At 62.5% G+C, this 17,294-nt stretch carries 21 protein-coding genes and 1 tRNA gene; 8 read left to right on the top strand and 14 right to left on the bottom strand.

All coding sequences use genetic code 11. The features are described 5' to 3' along the window. The 4 genes from pstB to IEY38_RS15000 are packed head-to-tail and all read right to left on the bottom strand — an operon-like array spanning nucleotide 1 to nucleotide 4,615. Nucleotides 1–900, bottom strand: a complete 900-nt coding sequence (gene pstB / locus IEY38_RS15015) for a phosphate ABC transporter ATP-binding protein PstB (protein ID WP_188979128.1) — start codon at nucleotides 898–900, stop codon at nucleotides 1–3. A gap of 3 nt (nucleotides 901–903) precedes the next feature. Next, nucleotides 904–2,604 carry a phosphate ABC transporter permease PstA gene (pstA, locus tag IEY38_RS15010; protein WP_188979126.1) on the bottom strand — a complete coding sequence of 567 codons (1,701 nt, stop codon included), beginning with the start codon at nucleotides 2,602–2,604 and terminating at the stop codon, nucleotides 904–906. A 19-nt stretch (nucleotides 2,605–2,623) separates the two neighbouring features. Beyond that, nucleotides 2,624–3,556, bottom strand: a complete 933-nt coding sequence (gene pstC, locus IEY38_RS15005) for a phosphate ABC transporter permease subunit PstC (protein WP_188979124.1) — start codon at nucleotides 3,554–3,556, stop codon at nucleotides 2,624–2,626. 51 nt (nucleotides 3,557–3,607) lie between these two features. Further along, the gene (locus tag IEY38_RS15000) at nucleotides 3,608–4,615 is read right to left on the bottom strand and encodes a PstS family phosphate ABC transporter substrate-binding protein (RefSeq protein ID WP_188979122.1); all 1,008 of its coding nucleotides are present in this window, start codon (nucleotides 4,613–4,615) and stop codon (nucleotides 3,608–3,610) included. Nucleotides 4,616–4,925: 310 nt separating this feature from the next. Here IEY38_RS15000 and IEY38_RS14995 point away from each other — a divergent pair, with 310 nt between their 5' ends. Continuing rightward, nucleotides 4,926–5,924: a phosphate uptake regulator PhoU gene (locus tag IEY38_RS14995; RefSeq protein ID WP_005538194.1), complete on the top strand. Its 999-nt coding sequence runs from the start codon at nucleotides 4,926–4,928 to the stop codon at nucleotides 5,922–5,924. A gap of 55 nt (nucleotides 5,925–5,979) precedes the next feature. Here the strand turns inward: IEY38_RS14995 and IEY38_RS14990 are convergent, their stop codons facing one another. After that, entirely contained in the window at nucleotides 5,980–6,351 is a 372-nt protein-coding gene (locus IEY38_RS14990) for a 30S ribosomal protein S8e (RefSeq protein ID WP_004957203.1), read from the bottom strand. Between the two features lie 90 nt (nucleotides 6,352–6,441). Between IEY38_RS14990 and IEY38_RS14985 the strand changes: the two genes are divergently transcribed. Together IEY38_RS14985 and IEY38_RS14980 are read left to right on the top strand one after the other, a co-directional pair. Then, nucleotides 6,442–6,882, top strand: coding sequence for a DUF2240 family protein (locus IEY38_RS14985; RefSeq protein ID WP_188979121.1), 441 nt, complete (start codon nucleotides 6,442–6,444; stop codon nucleotides 6,880–6,882). Beyond that, nucleotides 6,882–7,226, top strand: a complete 345-nt coding sequence (locus IEY38_RS14980; RefSeq protein ID WP_188979120.1) for a hypothetical protein — start codon at nucleotides 6,882–6,884, stop codon at nucleotides 7,224–7,226. Before IEY38_RS14985 ends, IEY38_RS14980 begins: the two co-directional genes overlap by 1 nt. Nucleotides 7,227–7,284: 58 nt before the next feature. Here the strand turns inward: IEY38_RS14980 and IEY38_RS14975 are convergent, their stop codons facing one another. Beyond that, a complete protein-coding gene (locus IEY38_RS14975) occupies nucleotides 7,285–7,767 on the bottom strand; it encodes a hypothetical protein (protein ID WP_005538186.1) in 483 nt (160 codons plus the stop codon). Nucleotides 7,768–7,888: 121 nt separating this feature from the next. Here IEY38_RS14975 and pyrF point away from each other — a divergent pair, with 121 nt between their 5' ends. After that, on the top strand, nucleotides 7,889–8,722 hold the full coding sequence (gene pyrF, locus IEY38_RS14970) for an orotidine-5'-phosphate decarboxylase (protein ID WP_188979119.1): 834 nt from the start codon (nucleotides 7,889–7,891) through the stop codon (nucleotides 8,720–8,722). Nucleotide 8,723: 1 nt separating this feature from the next. Here the strand turns inward: pyrF and IEY38_RS14965 are convergent, their stop codons facing one another. After that, complete coding sequence (locus IEY38_RS14965) at nucleotides 8,724–8,924, bottom strand: hypothetical protein (protein ID WP_188979118.1); 201 nt, start codon at nucleotides 8,922–8,924, stop codon at nucleotides 8,724–8,726. 131 nt (nucleotides 8,925–9,055) lie between these two features. Between IEY38_RS14965 and IEY38_RS14960 the strand changes: the two genes are divergently transcribed. After that, nucleotides 9,056–9,244, top strand: a complete 189-nt coding sequence (locus IEY38_RS14960) for a hypothetical protein (protein ID WP_188979117.1) — start codon at nucleotides 9,056–9,058, stop codon at nucleotides 9,242–9,244. Here the strand turns inward: IEY38_RS14960 and trpG are convergent. From trpG to trpD, 4 genes are read right to left on the bottom strand one after another with little or no spacing between them, the layout of a single operon-like run. Next, a complete protein-coding gene (gene trpG / locus IEY38_RS14955) occupies nucleotides 9,241–9,864 on the bottom strand; it encodes an anthranilate synthase component II (RefSeq protein ID WP_188979116.1) in 624 nt (207 codons plus the stop codon). The genes IEY38_RS14960 and trpG overlap by 4 nt on opposite strands. After that, entirely contained in the window at nucleotides 9,861–11,498 is a 1,638-nt protein-coding gene (trpE, locus tag IEY38_RS14950) for an anthranilate synthase component I (RefSeq protein WP_188979114.1), read from the bottom strand. Before trpE ends, trpG begins: the two co-directional genes overlap by 4 nt. Beyond that, nucleotides 11,495–12,139, bottom strand: a complete 645-nt coding sequence (locus IEY38_RS14945) for a phosphoribosylanthranilate isomerase (RefSeq protein ID WP_188979112.1) — start codon at nucleotides 12,137–12,139, stop codon at nucleotides 11,495–11,497. Before IEY38_RS14945 ends, trpE begins: the two co-directional genes overlap by 4 nt. Further along, a complete protein-coding gene (gene trpD / locus IEY38_RS14940) occupies nucleotides 12,136–13,131 on the bottom strand; it encodes an anthranilate phosphoribosyltransferase (RefSeq protein WP_188979109.1) in 996 nt (331 codons plus the stop codon). Before trpD ends, IEY38_RS14945 begins: the two co-directional genes overlap by 4 nt. A 178-nt stretch (nucleotides 13,132–13,309) precedes the next feature. Here trpD and IEY38_RS14935 point away from each other — a divergent pair. Both IEY38_RS14935 and IEY38_RS14930 read left to right on the top strand, forming a co-directional pair. Continuing rightward, nucleotides 13,310–13,384, top strand: a tRNA-Val gene (locus tag IEY38_RS14935). 267 nt (nucleotides 13,385–13,651) lie between these two features. Beyond that, complete coding sequence (locus IEY38_RS14930; RefSeq protein ID WP_188979106.1) at nucleotides 13,652–14,005, top strand: Cdc6/Cdc18 family protein; 354 nt, start codon at nucleotides 13,652–13,654, stop codon at nucleotides 14,003–14,005. A 9-nt stretch (nucleotides 14,006–14,014) separates the two neighbouring features. Here IEY38_RS14930 and IEY38_RS14925 read toward each other — a convergent pair whose 3' ends face one another. Together IEY38_RS14925 and IEY38_RS14920 are read right to left on the bottom strand one after the other, a co-directional pair. Continuing rightward, entirely contained in the window at nucleotides 14,015–14,506 is a 492-nt protein-coding gene (locus tag IEY38_RS14925) for an HTH domain-containing protein (RefSeq protein WP_188979105.1), read from the bottom strand. Nucleotides 14,507–14,687: 181 nt separating this feature from the next. After that, nucleotides 14,688–15,008 (bottom strand): lycopene cyclase domain-containing protein, encoded by a 321-nt coding sequence (locus IEY38_RS14920; RefSeq protein ID WP_188979103.1) that lies wholly within the window; start codon nucleotides 15,006–15,008, stop codon nucleotides 14,688–14,690. Nucleotides 15,009–15,116: 108 nt separating this feature from the next. Here IEY38_RS14920 and IEY38_RS14915 point away from each other — a divergent pair, with 108 nt between their 5' ends. After that, the gene (locus IEY38_RS14915; RefSeq protein WP_188979101.1) at nucleotides 15,117–16,259 is read left to right on the top strand and encodes a CBS domain-containing protein; all 1,143 of its coding nucleotides are present in this window, start codon (nucleotides 15,117–15,119) and stop codon (nucleotides 16,257–16,259) included. Nucleotides 16,260–16,277: 18 nt separating this feature from the next. Here IEY38_RS14915 and IEY38_RS14910 read toward each other — a convergent pair whose 3' ends face one another. Beyond that, nucleotides 16,278–17,291 carry an NADP-dependent oxidoreductase gene (locus tag IEY38_RS14910; protein WP_188979093.1) on the bottom strand — a complete coding sequence of 338 codons (1,014 nt, stop codon included), beginning with the start codon at nucleotides 17,289–17,291 and terminating at the stop codon, nucleotides 16,278–16,280. Nucleotides 17,292–17,294: the final 3 nt, after the last annotated feature.

Genomic DNA, 17,294 nt, shown 5'->3' with positions numbered 1-17,294 from the left:
CTATCCGAACTTGCCGGTGATGTAGTCCTCGACGCGCTGGCTGTCGGGGTTCTCAAAGATCTTGTCTGTATCGTCGAACTCGACGAGCTCGCCGCCAGTGAGGAAGACAGCCGTCTTATCGGAGATACGAGCCGCCTGCTGCATGTTGTGAGTAACGATAACGACAGTGAACTCCTCGGCCAGTTCCTCGATGAGGTCCTCGATCTTCGATGTGGCGATCGGGTCAAGCGCCGATGCCGGCTCGTCCATCAAGATCACATCCGGGTCGACGGCGATGGCACGGGCGATGCAGAGCCGCTGTTGCTGGCCGCCCGAGAGGTCGAGTGCGCTCTTGTCCAGTTGGTCTTTGACTTCGTCCCACAGTGCGGCGCGCTTGAGTGCCGTTTCGACCTTCTCGTCGATGTTCTCCGTCTGGTCCTGAATCCGGAGGCCGTAGGCGACGTTGTCGTAGATGCTCTTTGGGAAGGGGTTCGGATGCTGGAACACCATCCCAATGCGTCGCCGCAGCGCCACCGGGTCCACGTCGGCATCGTAGACGTTCTTCCCCTCGAAGTAGAGGTCTCCCTCGACCCGCGCCGCGTCGATGAGATCGTTCATGCGGTTGATACACCGCAGGAACGTGGACTTGCCACAGCCAGAAGGGCCGATCATGGCCGTCACCTGTTTTTCGGGGATGGCCAGATCGATCCCCTGTAGCGCCTGCGTCTCGCCGTAGAACACATTCAGGTCGCGGGACTCGATGACTGGCTTCCCCGTCTCGCCCGCGGTGTCGCCGGTTCCCTCTACGTCGATCGACTGTTCGATGAGGGGGTCGCCAGACGGGTCCGGTGACGACGCGGCCGTTTCAGTAGTCGGTGTGGGCTCGGTACTGTCGTTGCTCGTCATCTCGTTCTCTGTCATGAATTATCCTGTTCGCTGATACCGGTTCCGGATGACAATCGCTGTCGCGTTCATCACCAGCAACACCGCAAGCAGTGTAATTACGCCGGCCGCCAGCACGCCGTGGCGGAACGCCGGGTCCAGCTCCGACGACCACGAGAAGATCTGGCGGGGCATCATACTCGCTACGTCGAAGAAGCTGTTCGGCGCGAGCCGGACCGACGCCGCCGCCCCGATCATCAGCAGCGGGGCCGTCTCGCCGATAGCCCGACCCAGCGCCAGTATCGTTCCGGTCAGAATGCCTGGAAGTGCTTCGGGGAGGACGACCTGACGGATCGTCTGCCAGCGGGTCGCTCCCATTCCGTAGGACGCCTGTCGGAACGAGTCGGGAACGGATCGGATTGCCTCCTGAGCGGAGATGATTACGATCGGGAGTATCAGCAGGCCAACGGCGAGGCCAGCGACGATGATGGACCCCTGGGGCCACTGGAGCACCCGGATGAAAAGCGCCAGCCCGAGCAGCCCGTACACGACCGATGGGACACCGGCGAGGTTCCCGATGTTGATCTCGATGAGCGTGACGAACTTGCCCATCAATCCTTGTGAGGGAGCGTACTCCTCGAGGTAAATCGCCGCCCCGACACCGACCGGGAAAGTCGTGAGCACAATCACGATAATCATCATCACTGAGCCGACCATCGCGGGGTAGATACCGGCATCAGCAGCGGTCCGTGAGGTCGCGCTCGTCAGGAAGCCCCAGTCGAGCCAGGGGTTCGGTCCGGCAAACCCGAGCGCACTGGTGGCGACGGCCCCGGCTGCCACACCCAGCACGGCGACGACCGGGAAGGCGAGTCCGCGGACGCCCTCACTACGGCGGATCACGCCTTCAACGTAGACCCCGAGCGGGAGCGCGGCGAAGGTGACCAGAAGTAGCCACACCTCAGTCCCGATCCCGAGTAGCGGCCCAGCGACGAGGCCCAATACCGCGACCACCGTCGTCATCCCGACGACGGCCAGGCCGTCACGCCGTGACTCGCGTCGCTTTTCCACGAACCAGCCTGCGGCACCGGCGATCGGGAGCACGAGCGTCAGGAGTAGCATGACCCAGTCCGTGGGCACGAACGGGAGCATCAGGATCGCTTCTCTGAGACTTATTACGCGATAGTACAGCCCGAAATCGAGGCCGAGCGCCGCGGCGGTGTCGGTGACGAACCAGTTGAATCTGGTGGGTGGCAGACCGAACATGGTGATGACCGGAGAGAGGAACACCACGGCGAGGCGTTCGAGCGCAGCCTTCGGCCGCAGTCGGCCGTGTGCGACGATCAGGCCGCCGGCCACGACCAGCGAGATGAGCAGTGCGAACCACTCAAGCACGGAGAGTAGTTCGATGAACAGCACCGCAAACCCGCCTGTGAGCAGCAGTCCGACGACCGGAAGTCCGCTGGTGACGTAGGCGACCTCGCCGGCCGGTTCGTCGAGACGATAGTAATAAACAGCCAGTGCAGCCAGCGGTACCACTACGGTGGCGGCGTAGGTCGCCAGCCACCCTGCGTCCGCCGAGAAGGGCCGAAACGCGTCGTTGGCGACGAACAGCAGGAGGAGCAGGACTGAAACGAGTCCGAAGGCGGTTGCCGCGAGACAGGTCGCCTCGAAGGCACGCCCCCGCAGATGGTTGACGTCGCTGTTCTCCCCGTGCCAGCCCGTTTCAGGTTCTCGTGTTGCCATCAGTTCAGTCCCCCAGTGTTCATTCGTACTCCTCTCGGTAGCGCGCCGCGATTCGGTTGCTCAGCAGGTTCAACAGGAACGTGATGACGAACAGCGTCAGGCCGATAGCGAAGAGACTGGTAAAGCCCAGTTGACTGACGCTGTCGGCGCTGTTGATCTGGACCATTGCTGCCGTCATCGGCTGATACCCCTGGAAGAGGTTCGCGAGCGGGTCCGAGAGGTTCAGCATCCGTGGCCGACTGCCGGCCGCGACGACGACAATCATCGTCTCGCCGATAGCCCGCGACAGGGCGAGAATGAACGAGGAGAAGATGCCCGAGGCCGCCGCGGGGACGACGACGCCGGTAGTCACCTCGAACTTCGTCGCACCCATCCCGTAGCCGGCCTGTCGTAGCGAGTCCGGGACAGAGCTCATCGCGTCCTCGCTCAGACTGGAGACCATCGGGATAATCATGATACCGACCATGATGGAAGCGCTGAGGATGTTGAACGTGTTGACCGGGAGCCCGATGGTCTGGAGGAACGGTGTCACGTACACGAGCGCGAAGATACCGTAGACGACTGTCGGGATACCGGCCAGAATTTCCAGCCCCGGTTTCAGCACTGAGCGCATCTGGTCGCTAGCGTACTCGCTGAGGTAGATCGCGGCCGCGACGCCCGTCGGGAGTGCGATGACGGCAGAGATCACCGTCACCAGCAGTGTGCCGCTCAACAGCGGGAGCAACCCGTAGACGTTCCGGCTGATGAGAAACTCCGTTCCGGTGAAGAAGTCGACCGGGTTCACCAGCGTAAAGAACGTAATCGCGTCGCGTGCGAGCAACACGACGATGCTGACGGTGACGAGAATCGACGCGGCAGCACACAGGAGCAAGACATATCGGTACATACGCTCGCGTGCTGCACGTCCGGTCGGTCTGGACGTAATATCCGGCCCGGGCGTCTCGGTGCTCATTGTGTTGTCTCCAATAATGTATCCATGTGAGTAAGCCGATTCTATACTGTGTTAGCCAGCGACCTCGTCCAGCTTTTCGAGGTTCTCGTCGCGCTGCTCGGCACTCGACGGCACGTACCCGATATCTTGGACGATATCGGTTTCGGCCTGCTCGAGGTAGAACTCGATGAACTCGTACACTTCCTCTCGCTGAAGCGCTGACTCGGCCGCGTAAATGAACAGCGGCCGGGCCAGCGGGTACGAGCCGTCCTTGGCGTTTGCCAGGCTCGGGGCGGTACATTCGCCGTCTTCCTCGGCCTTGACTTCGACGGCTTTCACCGCCTCGGAGTTGGAGTTGAAGTAGGCGAAGCCGAAATACCCTATCCCACCCTCGTTGTCACGGATCCCTTTGACGATAGTCTCGTCTTCCTCCGTCGGTTGGTACTCGGTCGTGTGTTCGGTGTCTTCACCGACGACGTTCTCGTTGAAGTAATCAAACGTCCCGGACGTCGAGGCCGGGCCGTAGCGTTCGATCTCCATGTCGGGCCACTCGTCGCGTACGTCCGACCAGTTCGTGACTCCCGCTTCGTCGCTCCAGATCTGGCGCAGTTCGTCGAAGGTTATGCAGTCGACCCAGTCGGCGTCGTTGTTGACCGCGACGGTCAGGGCATCGCCCGCAATCTCGAACTCGACAGGCTCGACGTCGTTGCCCGAACACTGCTCTATCTCGGCGTCGCTGATGGGGCGGGAAGCCCCGTTGATATCGGAGTCGCCGGGACAGAACCAGTTCTCGAAGCCGCCCCCACTCCCTGTGGAGTCGACGGTCACGTTGACGTTTCCGTGTTCTTCCATGAACTCCTCGGCCATCGCATCGGAGATTGGGAACACGGTACTGCTGCCCTTGATAATGACCTGCCCCGAAAGCACGTCGGAGCTCCCGTCAGACCCACTGCCATCGGAGCCACTGCCATCGCCACGGCTCGTATTCTGGACACAACCAGCCAGCGCCAGTGTCCCGATTGCACCAGAACTTGTTAAAAAACGACGGCGAGAGAGACCACCGCTCGGTGAATCTGTCATCACCTGTTGGAAGTTACAGAGCGGATAAGTACCCTACTATTAGCCCTATATCCAGATATAAACGCTATATACTGCTATATATTATTATGTGGCGCTACCCTGTTACACGCCGAAGACGGCGTAACAGCTGTCTAAAGCCGACTTCGACCCGATCTGGGCAACAATCATCGGGGATGATATTGCTAGCAGACCACTTGGCTGAGTGCCCGCATCATGGGTCGTAATTCCATGACAGTGCAAGTCAGAGTTCCGACCGTTGATATATAGTCACAGTATATTTTATAAATCCTCAGCGCGTATTCAGAGTACTATGGAGACGCGCAAAGTACAGTTGACGGGCGGGTCCACGTACACTGTTTCACTACCGAAGGAGTGGGCGACGGAGAACGGCGTCGAGAGCGGAAGTATCGTCGAGTTTTACGCCGAAGACGACCTGTTACTGGTCTCGCCACAACACGGTGATGACCACGTCGAGGGAACGCTCGACGTGACTGGCCTCGAAAACAGACACGAACTCACGCGGGCGGTGATGACGATGTACGTCAGCGGCTTCGATATCATCCGATTGGAAGCCGCCCGGATAACGGCCGAACAGCGGCGTATCATCCGCGATGCAACACAGGGACTGGTCGGCCTAGAGATGATCGAGGAGACGGCCGACCGAGTCGTTCTGCAGGACCTGCTTGACTCCTCAGAACTCTCCGTTCTCAACGCCATTACGCGTATGCGGCTGGTGTCGCTAACGATGCTCTCCGATGCTGTCGAGGCGCTCATCGAGGATGACAACGACCTCGCCGAAGACGTGATACAACGCGACGACGATGTGGACCGGCTCTGGTACATGGTTTCGCGTGTGTTCCGGACCGTCCTTCGCAATCCGACGGCTGCCAACGAGATCGGCTTCCCACGCGAGACGGTGTTCGATTACCAGTCTAGTGCCCGCCAGCTAGAGCGTATCGCCGACCACGCAACCAAGATCGCCGGCCTCTCACAGGAGATCGACGAAATCACCGGTGAAACAGCCGACCTTCTCGACCAGTTGGAAACCGAGGCCATTGCCGTCCCCGAAACCGCGATGGATGCGCTGTTAGCTGACGACAACGACGAGGCCGTGGAACTGGCAAACGAGGCTCGCTCTCGTATCCCCGAAGTCGATGAAACCGCCCGTGAGGTCGACGGAAAAGTCAGAGAGCTAGACCCACAGAGCGCACAGCTACTTGGCCGCGTGGTCGACTCGCTGTCCCGGACCGCCGACTACGGCGGCAACATTGCCGAAAGCGCGCTCCAGAAGGCAGCTCCGCGGCCATAGTCGACGCTGTCGCTCCGAAGTGGTGAACAGCTGAAAAAGCTGATTGCGTGCCGGATTACTCGACCAGCACGGCGTTGACCTGACCGTGCTGTCCGGGGCGGGAGGTCACGCGGGCCTGTCCCTCGGAGGTTTCGAGGATTGCGCCTTTCGTGATGATGTTCCGCCGGGCGTAGTTCGGGTTCGACGGGTTCTCGACGACGTTCTCGATGGTCGCTTCGATGGTTTCCGCGCCGTCGGCGATGCTCGCAACGTCGGTCTTGACCGCACGGACCTTCTGGGTGTTACCGCGGGAGTCGACAGTTTTCAGTCGCTGCTCGCCGACCTGCGTCTCGACGGTATCCTTGCCGAGCTCGTGTTTCTTCTTCTTGTGGTTCGGTCGTCGGCGGCCGCCTGTCCGCTTGCGAGGGGAGCGTCCCTGGTCTTTCATACGGGAAGGAAGACCCAGCGGCTACTTGAACCGTTCGATGCCGACTCGCCATCGTAATCGTTACCCCCACGCCGACCGGTTGCTCTGACGATGAGTCTGAAGACGGCCGTCGCCGCGCCGTTCCGTCAGCGTGGAACCGACCGGATGGCGGAAAGTGAGTTCGTTGTCGCGCTCTCGCTGGACCGGAACTGGTTCTCGCCCGACCAGGCCAAGACGCTGGTCGACGTGGCCGCAAGCGAGGGACTGGTCGAACGGGACGACGACGACCTCGTCGTGGCCTTCGACGCCACGCACACCGATATCCCGGACGGTTTCACGCCGGGTGAGGAAATCCTGCAGTCGCGGTCGACGTTCGAGCGGGTGCTCGACGCCGTTGTCGAGGCCGGTATCGAGAAACAGACTGCCGTCGCTGGCATCAACGCACTTCAGTCCGACATCGGCGTCACGCTTGAGACCGCAGCTATCGTATACGCGCGGAGTGAGGGTGTGGATGTCGAAGCCATCGCTGCGGACGTTCGGGAGGAACTCTAATGGTCAAAGATAGAATCACTGACGGCCGACGGATCGGACAGTTGCTCGCCTCCGAGTTGACCGGCCTCCAGCGCGGGCCACTCGCCGACGTTTCCGTCGTTGATGCGGACAGGGACGTGGAACCGACGCCGGACGGGGCCTTCGCCTACCGCGTGACGGCTGACGACACCGAAGTGGGCGTCGTCGAGGTGACACCGGAGACGGCCCGCCTGGTACTGAACGAGAAGCCCGCAACCGTGCCGGCGCGTGATGATATCACCATCGACGGGGCAACCATTGTAGTTCACAGCGGCGCGGCGGTGAAAGCCGCGGTCGACGTGCTGGAGGAGACTCTCTCGGGGTAGGACAGTTCTCCGGACGGAAAGAAACGGTTGGCTTCGGCTCCAGCTGAAATACCTGCAATCAGTGACGGCTCGGATCGGCGATAGCCGCGGACGTCCATGCGACGAAGCCGGTGAGGACGAGCACGGAACCGAGTACCGCTGTCGCGGCAGCGATAGCAAGCACCAGCGTCGGGAGGCCGAGCGGCGTTCCGATGGCGATGACGATCGGCGTCACGGTGATACAGAGCGAGCCCAGCGCGACGGCCCGGCGCTGTGTCGTCGTCAGTTCGATGCCAAGATGGAACAGCGACCCGGGCTCCGGGTCAGGAGCGGCGAGGCCGAGACACAGCAGCGGGACGCCAATGAACACCAGCGTCGCGGCGACGGCGTACGACCAGAACAGCCACTGCCCAGACGCGGGCGCGAGCGACAGCAGCGCGCCGACGCCGACGAGTCCGACGCCGCCGACAAGCCCGAACTGCCGTAGCCGCGGGTCTTCCAGGGCTTCGCTCAGGTCCGGGAGGGTCTCGGCCACATGGCCGACATCCATGAAATGGTCCATGAGCGCGCTTCTACCTGCGGTGTAAAATAGACCGGGGCAAAAATATCAAATCTGATTCCGAGGGCGTGGCCTACGACGCGAGAGGGAAACGCTTGTATCGCTGCCAGCCGCCGCGGTATCTATGCACTTCTTCGACCGTCTCGCGGACCGCATCGCAGCCGCCGACAGCGTGGTGTCGGTCGGTCTCGACCCGGACCCTGCTCGGCTCCCCGACAGCGTGCTGGACGCCGACCTGCCGCGCTGGCAGTTCAACCGCCGGATCATCGACGCGACCCACGAACACGCCGCCTGCTACAAGCCGAACGCGGCCTTCTACGAGGACTCCGACGGCTGGCGTGCCCTCGAAGAGACAATCGCCTACGCACACGGGAAGGACGTGCCCGTCCTGCTGGACGCCAAGCGGGGCGACATCGGCAACACGGCGCGGCAGTACGCCCAGATTCTCGACGACGAGGACGGGCCTGCGGCCGACGCTATTACCGTCAACCCGTTCCTCGGCCGGGACTCGCTGGAGCCGTTCCTCCAGCGCGCGGACAAGGGTGTGTTCGTCCTCGGGCGCACGTCAAACCCCGGCGGTGAGGATCTTCAGGACCTCGAACTAGCCTCCGGCGAGAAACTATACGAGCGCGTGGTTCACCTCGCGGACCTCTGGAACGGTAACGGGAACATCGGTCTCGTCGTCGGCGCGACCAACCCTGACGAACTCGAAGAGATCCGCGAGCTGGTCCCTGACATTCCGTTTCTCGTCCCCGGCGTCGGCGCGCAGGGCGGCGACGCCGAAGCCGCCGTCGAGCACGGTCTCGCCGACGGCGTCGGCCTCGTCAACTCCTCTCGGGGTATCATCTTCGCCGGCGAGGACGCCGATACGCGGCGGGACGACTCCGGCGACGCGTTTTTCAAAGCTGCCGGGCAGTCAGCAAAACAGCTCAAACAGCGACTGAATCAGTTCCGGTGACTCAGAAGCGATACGTGTCTACGCCATCGGGCATATTCTCTGGCGACATCCGGTCGTCCGGCTGGCCGACCTCCGCGCCACATTCGACACACATTCCGGTGTCCTCGTCCCAGTGGCGGTCACAGACGAGCCGCCCGCACCTGTCGCAGGTGTTGTCCACGTCGGGGCGCTCACAGATTTCACACAGTCCGGCTACGCTCATGCTATCGAGTAGCATAGCTGACGGTTTGAATCTTTGCCGGCGTGATCCCGGAGTAGTCCGGCGAGCCCATGCCGGGGACACTCTCCCCGCTGGCCACGAAGTATTTCCCCGTGGGCATTCCTCTCTATAATATGTTGCCACTCCTCCAGCTCGGATCGCTTCCGTCGCTACCAGCGTTACTCGTCGGCTTGTTGGCTATCGCTGTGGTCCTGCTGGTCGGTCGGCTTGTTATGAAGGTGGCGTGGCGGCTCGTCATCATCGCTATCATCGCCGTCGCCGTCCTCTGGATACTCGGAATGCTCGGCTTTCAGGTCATCTAGAGACCTGCGAGGAAGTTTCGGATCACGTCGTGGCCGACCGCGGTCAGGACCGACTCCGGATGGAACTGGACGGCTTCGATGGGGTACTCGCGGTGGCGGACGCCCATCACCAGTTCCGTGCCGTCCTCGGTTTCCGTCGTCGCGCTGACGACGAACGCCTCGGGAATGTCCGCAGCGATGAGCGAGTGGTAGCGCCCGCCCTGGAACCCCTGTTCGAGGCCCGCAAAAACGCCTTTCCCGTCGTGGTCGATGGGGTACGCCTTGCCGTGGATGGGTTCCGGTGCGCGGCCAATAGTACCGCCGTAGGCGTACACCGCCGATTCAAGACCCAGGCAGACGCCCAGCGTCGGCACATCGGGGCTGACCTCCCGGAGGACATCGAGCGTGACACCGACGTCCCGTTCGTTCTTCGGGTGGCCCGGACCCGGCGAGAGGATGATTGCGTCAGGGTCGAACGCCTCAACGTCGTCGAGCGTCGCGGTGTTTCGGACGACCTCGGTCTCGGCGTGTTCGGAGACGTACTCGACGAGGTTGTACGTAAAGGAGTCGAAGTTGTCCACGAACAGCACGCGGAGGTCCTCTCTGACGGGGGCCTCAGCAGCCGGCTGTGACGGGCTCATCGGGTCACCTCCTCGGGGCCGTCGGCTCCGGTCGCAGCCTCGGCGTCGTCAGCACTTCCAGCCGCGTCGACCGGCCCATCTTCGATTTCCTCCAGCGCCGTCAATACGCCGTCCATCTTCTGTTCGGTCTCGACGTACTCGCTTTCGGGGTCGGAATCCGCGACGATGCCGGCCCCGGCCTGGACGGTGATGCGGTCCCGGTCGCCTTCGTCTTCGACCGTGGCCGAGCGGATCACGATGGCGAAGTCGGTGTCGCCGTCCCAGTCGAAGTAGCCGACGCCGCCGCCGTAGGGACCACGCGGCGAGCGTTCGAGTTCGTCGATGATCTCCATGGCGCGGATCTTCGGCGCACCCGAGAGGGTCCCCGCCGGGAACGTCGCTCTGGCGGCGTCGAAGGCGTCCTTGTCTTCGGCGAGCCGCCCCGTCACGGTGGACTCGATGTGCTGGACGTGGCTGTACTTGAGGACGTTCATGAACTCGGGAACCCGAACACTCCCGGCCTCGGCAACGCGGCGCACGTCGTTGCGCGCCAGGTCCACGAGCATGGTATGTTCGGCCCGTTCCTTCCCGTCGGCAAGCATCTCGCCGGCGAGCCGGCGGTCCTCGACGGGGGAATTCCCGCGCGGGCACGTCCCCGCGATGGGATTCGAGACGACGTGGTCGCCGGCGACAGAGACGAGCGTCTCCGGGCTCGCGCCGACGATGGTTAGGTCGTCGTAGCCCAGCAGGTACATGTACGGCGAGGGATTCACCGCCCGGAGTGCCTTGTAGAAGCCCAGCGGGTCGACCTCGCCGTGCAGTTCGCGGGTCCGCGAGATGACACCCTGGTAGATGTCCCCCGAGAGGACGTACTCCTTGGCGCGCTCGACGGCATCCTCGTACTCGTCTTGCGGCCCGGCGATCTCGTCCTCGCGGCGGAAGCCGCCAGTCGAAAGCGGCGAAAGGTCAGAGAGCACGTCTTCGACCCGTTCGGCTTCGGCGACGAGTTCGTCGTAGCGCTCGCCGGCGTCCTCACCTTGCCTGACAACGGGCGTAAACACGAGCGAGACAGTGTCCTCGACGTGGTCAAAGCGGACCGTCGATGTGGTGAGGACGAACTGCGCGTCCGGGAACCGCGAGTCGGGCCGACCCAGACCGACCTCGTCGAGCCAGAGGTCGTAGACAGCATCATACGAGAGAAAGCCCACGAGGCCGCCTTCGAGGTGCTGGCGGTCCATTGCCGGGAAGTTCCGCAGCGCCACGTCGGGCATCGCCGCCCGGAGGTCGTCGACCACGTCGCCGCCGTTGGTCGTCACGAGGTCGGCGTAGCGGTCGTCAAACGCCTCGACCTTGCTCTCGTCGCCGGTCACCGTGACGACGGCGCGCGGGTCGTAGCCAACGAAGGAGAAGCGGGCGTGTCGATCGTCCGTCTCCGGCGCGAACGCGCCGTCGGGGTCACTGGAGGCGACCTTCTCGGCGCTTTCCAGCAGGAACGTGTAGTCGTTTCCGGCCACGTCGCTCGTGCGACCACTCAAGGCCGCGTACGCGGTCAGTGGCTCCACGTCCACGTCAAGTTCCGCCGCGGTGCGGACGACGACCGGGCGGTCCGCCTTCGCGTGTTCGACGAACTCCTCGCGAGAGATATCGAGGGTCATACTGCGCCCTCCGACGCTCGCTTGGCGTTCCGAACGAACCGCCCGACTGCATCGTGGTCTTTCGTGCCGCCGGCAGACTCCACGCCGCTCGCCACGTCGACGGCGAACGGTGCGACCGTCTCGACGGCCTCGCCCACGTTCTCGGGAGTCAGTCCACCGGCCAGCACGATGGGCACGTCCAACGAGTCGACGAGGTCGCGCGTACGCTCCCAGTCGTGTGTCTCACCCGTGCCACCGCCGCCGTCGGCATCGACAGAGTCCACGAGCAGCGCGTCAGCGTGGGTGGCGTAGTCCTCGATGGCCGGCGCGTCCGCCTCGACCACGGCGACAATGTCCTGAGTGATTCGGTTGTCGAGTGCCCCGAGTTCCGCTGGCGAGAGGCCGTCGTGGACCTGTACCGCGTCGGGTTCGATCCTGTCGATACGCCTGACGGCCTCCTGGACTGTGGTCGGCATCGTTACCAGCACGCTCGTCACGAACGGTGGGACGCTGTCGGTGAGTCTCTCGGCGGTGGCCTCGTCGACCTCTCGGGGCGTGTCGACCGGGACACCATGAATGACGCCGACCGCGTCAGTACCGGCCCTAACGACAGCATCGCGGTCCTTCTCGTCCGTCACGCCACAGATCTTCACGCGCGTCATGCCCCGATCAGGTCGTCGAGTTTGTCGGCCGCCGCACCCGACTCGATGGCCTGCCGGGCTTGCTCGACCCCCGCTTCGTGCGTGTCGGCGACGTCGGCGACGTAGATGGCCGCGCCGGCGTTGGCGAGGATGATGTCCCGCTTCGCGCCGGTGACTTCGCCCGTGACGATGCCGCGAAGGTCGGCGGCGTTCTCTTCGGGTGACCCCCCGGATATGGCCTCGATATCACGTGTTTTGAGCCCCATGTCTTCCGGGGTGATGGTGTATTCTGCGATCCGGTCGCCGGTGACCTCTGCGACGACCGTCTCGCCGTGGATAGCGATCTCGTCGAGGCCGTCGCCGTGGACGACCAGCGCGCGCTCGACATCCAGTCGGGCCAGCGCCTCTGCCATCACGGGCACGAGGTCCGGGTCGTAAACGCCCAGCACCTGTGCGTCCGCGTCGGCAGGGTTCGTCAGTGGGCCGAGAATGTTGAAGACGGTCCGCATCCCGAGTTCCTTTCGCGGGCCGATAACGGCCTTCATCGCCGGGTGGAACACGGGCGCGAGCATGAAGCCGATGCCGTCTCGCTCGATCGTCTCCTCGACGTCCGGTGGTTCGGCCTCGATATCGACGCCAACTTCTTCGAGCACGTCGGCGCTCCCCGAAGACGAAGAAACAGAGTAGTTGCCGTGTTTGGCGATAGGGACGCCAGCCCCGGCGGCGACGATGGCGCTCGTCGTCGAGACGTTGATCGTGTTGTAGTCGTCGCCACCGGTCCCGCAGGTGTCGACAAGCCCTTCGCGGTCGGGTCGAATAGTCCGAGCGGCGTCACGCATCCCCTCGGCGAAGCCGGCGATCTCGGCCTCCGTCTCCCCCTTCGCCCGCAGTGCCGTCAGGAGCGCACCGATCTGTGCTTCGGTCGCATCCTCGAAGACAGTCGTCGCAACGGCCCGAGCCTCGTCCTGTGTCAGGTCATCACCGCCAGTGACGCGTTCAATATACTCTTGCATTGTATTCACCAATGAACTCTTTCGTGTTGTGATGTACAAATCCGTACATTGACTTAAGCCTATCGGGACCCTTACTCACTGACGTATATGTGTGGGCAATCAACAGACAACGTGGCGATACGGAATTCGAAACCTTCAATTATACCCACCGGAAACAATGTGGTGTACCTCGCAGTGAGGGTTCGTGGTCTAGGTCGGTTATGACACCTCCTTGACATGGAGGAGGCCGGCGGTTCAAATCCGCCCGAACCCATTTCTACTGTCGCTACTTCCCGAGCGAAGCGAGTCGGCAGCGGCCGGTGGATTCGCACTAGACGAGTCGTGTACAAGTGAATCCGTCTCGACATGGGTCACAATCCTCCCGAATCCACTTCTATCATCGTTGGGTCAGTGGTTCCGACACGAGTGCGTTTCGATAGTGCCGAAATAAGACCATTAGGCCGTCAGAGTCGAAATACGGCCAGCGGGCCGACACCGTCGTCCCATAGTTTCTTGCCCTAACCGCGTTAGAGTCATCCATATGAGAGATCAGGTCCAGTCGGCGGACGTATTCGAACAGTTCGTCCTACTGGCGGTTGCAGAACTCGAAACAGCCGGCGAAACGCCGGTCCACTCATACCACGTGACACAGACAGTGAAAGCGCACCTCGCAGATATCGACCGACAGCCGTTCGGCGGCGTCGAGCGCCAGAAGGTCATCTCGACGCTGGGCCGACTCGCCGACAAGGGACTACTGAGCGACGAAAAGACGGAGTCGCCGACGGGGAAAGGACGGCCAGGCTACGAACTGTCCGGCGACCCGGACGAGGTACTCGAAGCGCTGTCGGCAACGGACGAATTCGAGTCGTATATCGAGACGGTCCGGTCCTCGTAGCGTCCCTCGTTAGACGACGCTCACGCCGCCGCGCTCCTGATCGAGAGCGGGCGGCTGACCTGCTTCGAGACGGTCGAGACGGTCCATGATCGTGTGGACGGCGTCGTCTTTCGTACAGGGTGCGACGTGGACGAGTTCGCTGTCATCGTACTCAGCCAATCCCATCACGGGTAGGGCCATGGCATCGTACGCCGACGCCGCCACTTCTGAATCGACGGTCGTGTCCTGATAGAAGGATTCGAGTGAGACGTTGTTGCTCAGTGCCCACTGCTTGAATTCGGCGACGCGGTTCAGGATGTACTTGCCTTCCTCCGTCCGTGCGGCGGCCGACTGCGGTGCGATCTGTTTGCCCCAGACGATGACGTTGAATCCGTCGATGTGGTCGCTCTCGTCGAGCGTCTGGAGGCGGTCGATGACCGCTTCCTGTCGTTCGTGTGCGCCGTCGGGCAGCATCGACCGGACATACAGCTCGATGTGAGGTGTCGGGATAGTATCACTCATAGCTATCAGACGGCACTCTCGGCTGACACATATAGATACTGTGAGAGATGTCTGCATAGTGCAGATCGTCTTTTCAGGACTAGAAACGTGCGAAATCAACGGTTCCTGTGAATGGGTACCTTTCCAGTTGTAACGCTGATTTAGCAGTAATTAACAGCTGAAACCGATATCGGTTTTCTAACTATTCGCTGTTCGACCCGGACGAAAGACCGTGGAGGTTCTCGTGGATACCGAGGATGAGCGCGGGAACGACAATCATGAAGATATGCTCCTCGATCGGGATCCCGAGGAGGTCGACACCGGTTCGGAGTTTGATCTCGAAGACACCGACGGTGAGCGTGTACCAATCCCAGACGTAGGCGATCGGATAGAGCACGGCGATAGTCTTGGCCGCCATCCGGAGAGCGTGCGCGCGCCAGAGCAACACGAGGGCGATACTCCCCCAGATTACCTCCGTGACCAGATACGTGTAGGGGCCGAAGACGCCGATGTCAGGCAGCATACAGCCACCTTAGATCCAAGGGCCTAAAGCTTAGTTCGTCTCTCGGTTTCCGGGGACTAAACCAACCTTGATAACCCCACACGTCGAATCTACGAACTGTGAAGAACGATGGACATTGCTGATATCGCCACCAGAGAATTTGTCGAGGTTGACGCCAACAAGCGCTTGGGGAAAGTCCGGTCTATCTTCGAACGCGAGAACCCCAAGGGTATCATCGTCACGGAGGACGGTGACTACGCTGGCGTTATCACGCAGAAACAGCTGGTCCAGTCCCATGTCGAGGACAACGCGAAAGCGGGGGCGATGACGCGCTCGGCACCGAAGGTCGAGCGCACCGACGACGTGCGCGAAGTCGCGCGCGTCCTCGTCGAGGGTGGTGTCAAGCTCGCGCCGGTGTTCGAGGCGGGCGGGCTCTGGGGTATCGTCACCGAGGACGATATCCTCGATGCGGTTCTCGACAACCTCGACGCGCTGAGCGTCGAGGACATCTACACGCGGGATGTCATCACGGTGTCCGAAGACACCAACGTCGGGCAAGTCGTCAATCTCCTCCGGAAACACGGCATCTCCCGGCTTCCGGTGCTCGGTGACGACGATGGCCTGACTGGGATGGTCACGCGCCACGACATCGTCGACGTCGTCGTCCGTGACATGAACAAGACGACGCGGGGCGACCGCTCCGGCGAGGTTGAGCGCGTGCTCGACATGCCCGTCTACGACGTGATGAGCAGCCCTGTCGAGACGGCGAAGCTCGGCGACTCCGTCGAGGACGCCGTCGCGCGGATGCTCGACAACGACTTCGCCGGGCTCGTCGTCACGCCGGAAGACGACGACACCCACGTCGCCGGCATCCTCACGAAAACCGACGTGCTCCGCGCGCTGACCTACACCGAGGAGGAACACATGGACGTTCAGATTACGAACATCAAGCTGCTGGACACGATCTCCCGTGCCGACATCCGGTCGGACATCGAGACGGTCGCGGACAAGTACGGGGCGATGCAGGTCCAGCACGCCCACGTCCGGTTCCACGAGCACAAGGAGAAGCTCCGTGGCACGCCGCTCATCCAGTGCCAGATCCGCCTGCGGACCAACAAGGGCCAGGCGGCCGGCTCCGGTGAAGGCTACGGCGCCGAAACGGCGTTCAACGTCGCACTCGACAAGCTAGAGCGCAACGTACTCGAACTGAAAGGCGTTCAGGCAGACGAGGAGTACCGCGGCCAGCTCCTCCGCAAACTCGGCGAACTGTAACCTGAGACTCGCTTTTTTCTACCGTTCGGCGACCTGCACGAGCTGCTTGCCGATGTTCTCGCCCTCGAACAGCCCGAGGAACGCGTCGGGCGCGTTCTCGATGCCTTCGGTGACGGTTTCTCGGTAGGAGATGTCGCCAGACGCGACCCACTGACCGAGCTGCTTCGTTCCTTCCTCGAACCGCGGCTCGAAGTCGGAGACAAGGAGGCCTTCGACGGTCGCCCGGGACTGGATGACCTGTGTCAGCTTGCGCGGCCCCACCGGTACGTCCTCGCTGTTGTACAGCGAGATCTGTCCGCAGACGGCGACGCGCGCGTCGGTGTTGAGTCGCGTGAACACCGCGTCGGTAATCGGTCCACCGACGTTGTCGAAGTAAGCGTCGACGCCGTCCGGTGCGGCCTCGTCCAGCGCGGCCTGGTAGTCGTCGGTCGTCTTGTAGTTGATGCCCACGTCGAAGCCGAGGTCGTCTTCGAGGAACGAGACCTTCTCGTCGGAGCCGGCGAAGCCGACGACGCGTGCGCCCTGGAGCTTGGCGAGCTGTCCTGCCACGGAGCCGACGGCTCCGGCAGCCCCAGTGACGACGAACGTATCCCCGGCGGACGGCTGTGCGACTTCACGCGTGCCGAAGTACGCTGTCAGGCCTGGCATCCCTAGAACGCCGAGTGCCGTCGAAATCGGTGCGAGTTCCGGGTTGACCTCCGTAAGTACCGGTCCAGGTGCCGTGGCGTACTCCGCCCACTCTAGCTCGCCGGTGACGACGTCACCTTCGTCGAAGCGTGCACCGTTAGATTCAACGACCTCACCGACGACTGCACCCTTGAGCGGGTCGCCCACGTCCCACGGCTCTTCGTACGATTCGCTGTCACGCATCCGATCGCGCATATACGGGTCGACAGAGAGGTACAGCGTCTTGATGAGCACCTCGCCAGGCCCCGGTTCCGGTATCTCTTCCTCCGAAAGCTCGAACGTATCGTGGTCGGGGGTCCCTTCGGGGCGCTTCGCTAGCCGGTAAACGCGGTTAGTGTTCGACATCAC

The organism is Haloarcula sebkhae (assembly GCF_014647415.1).
GTDB classification, from domain to species: domain Archaea; phylum Halobacteriota; class Halobacteria; order Halobacteriales; family Haloarculaceae; genus Haloarcula; species Haloarcula sebkhae.
This window is presented reverse-complemented; position numbering and strand designations above follow the sequence as displayed.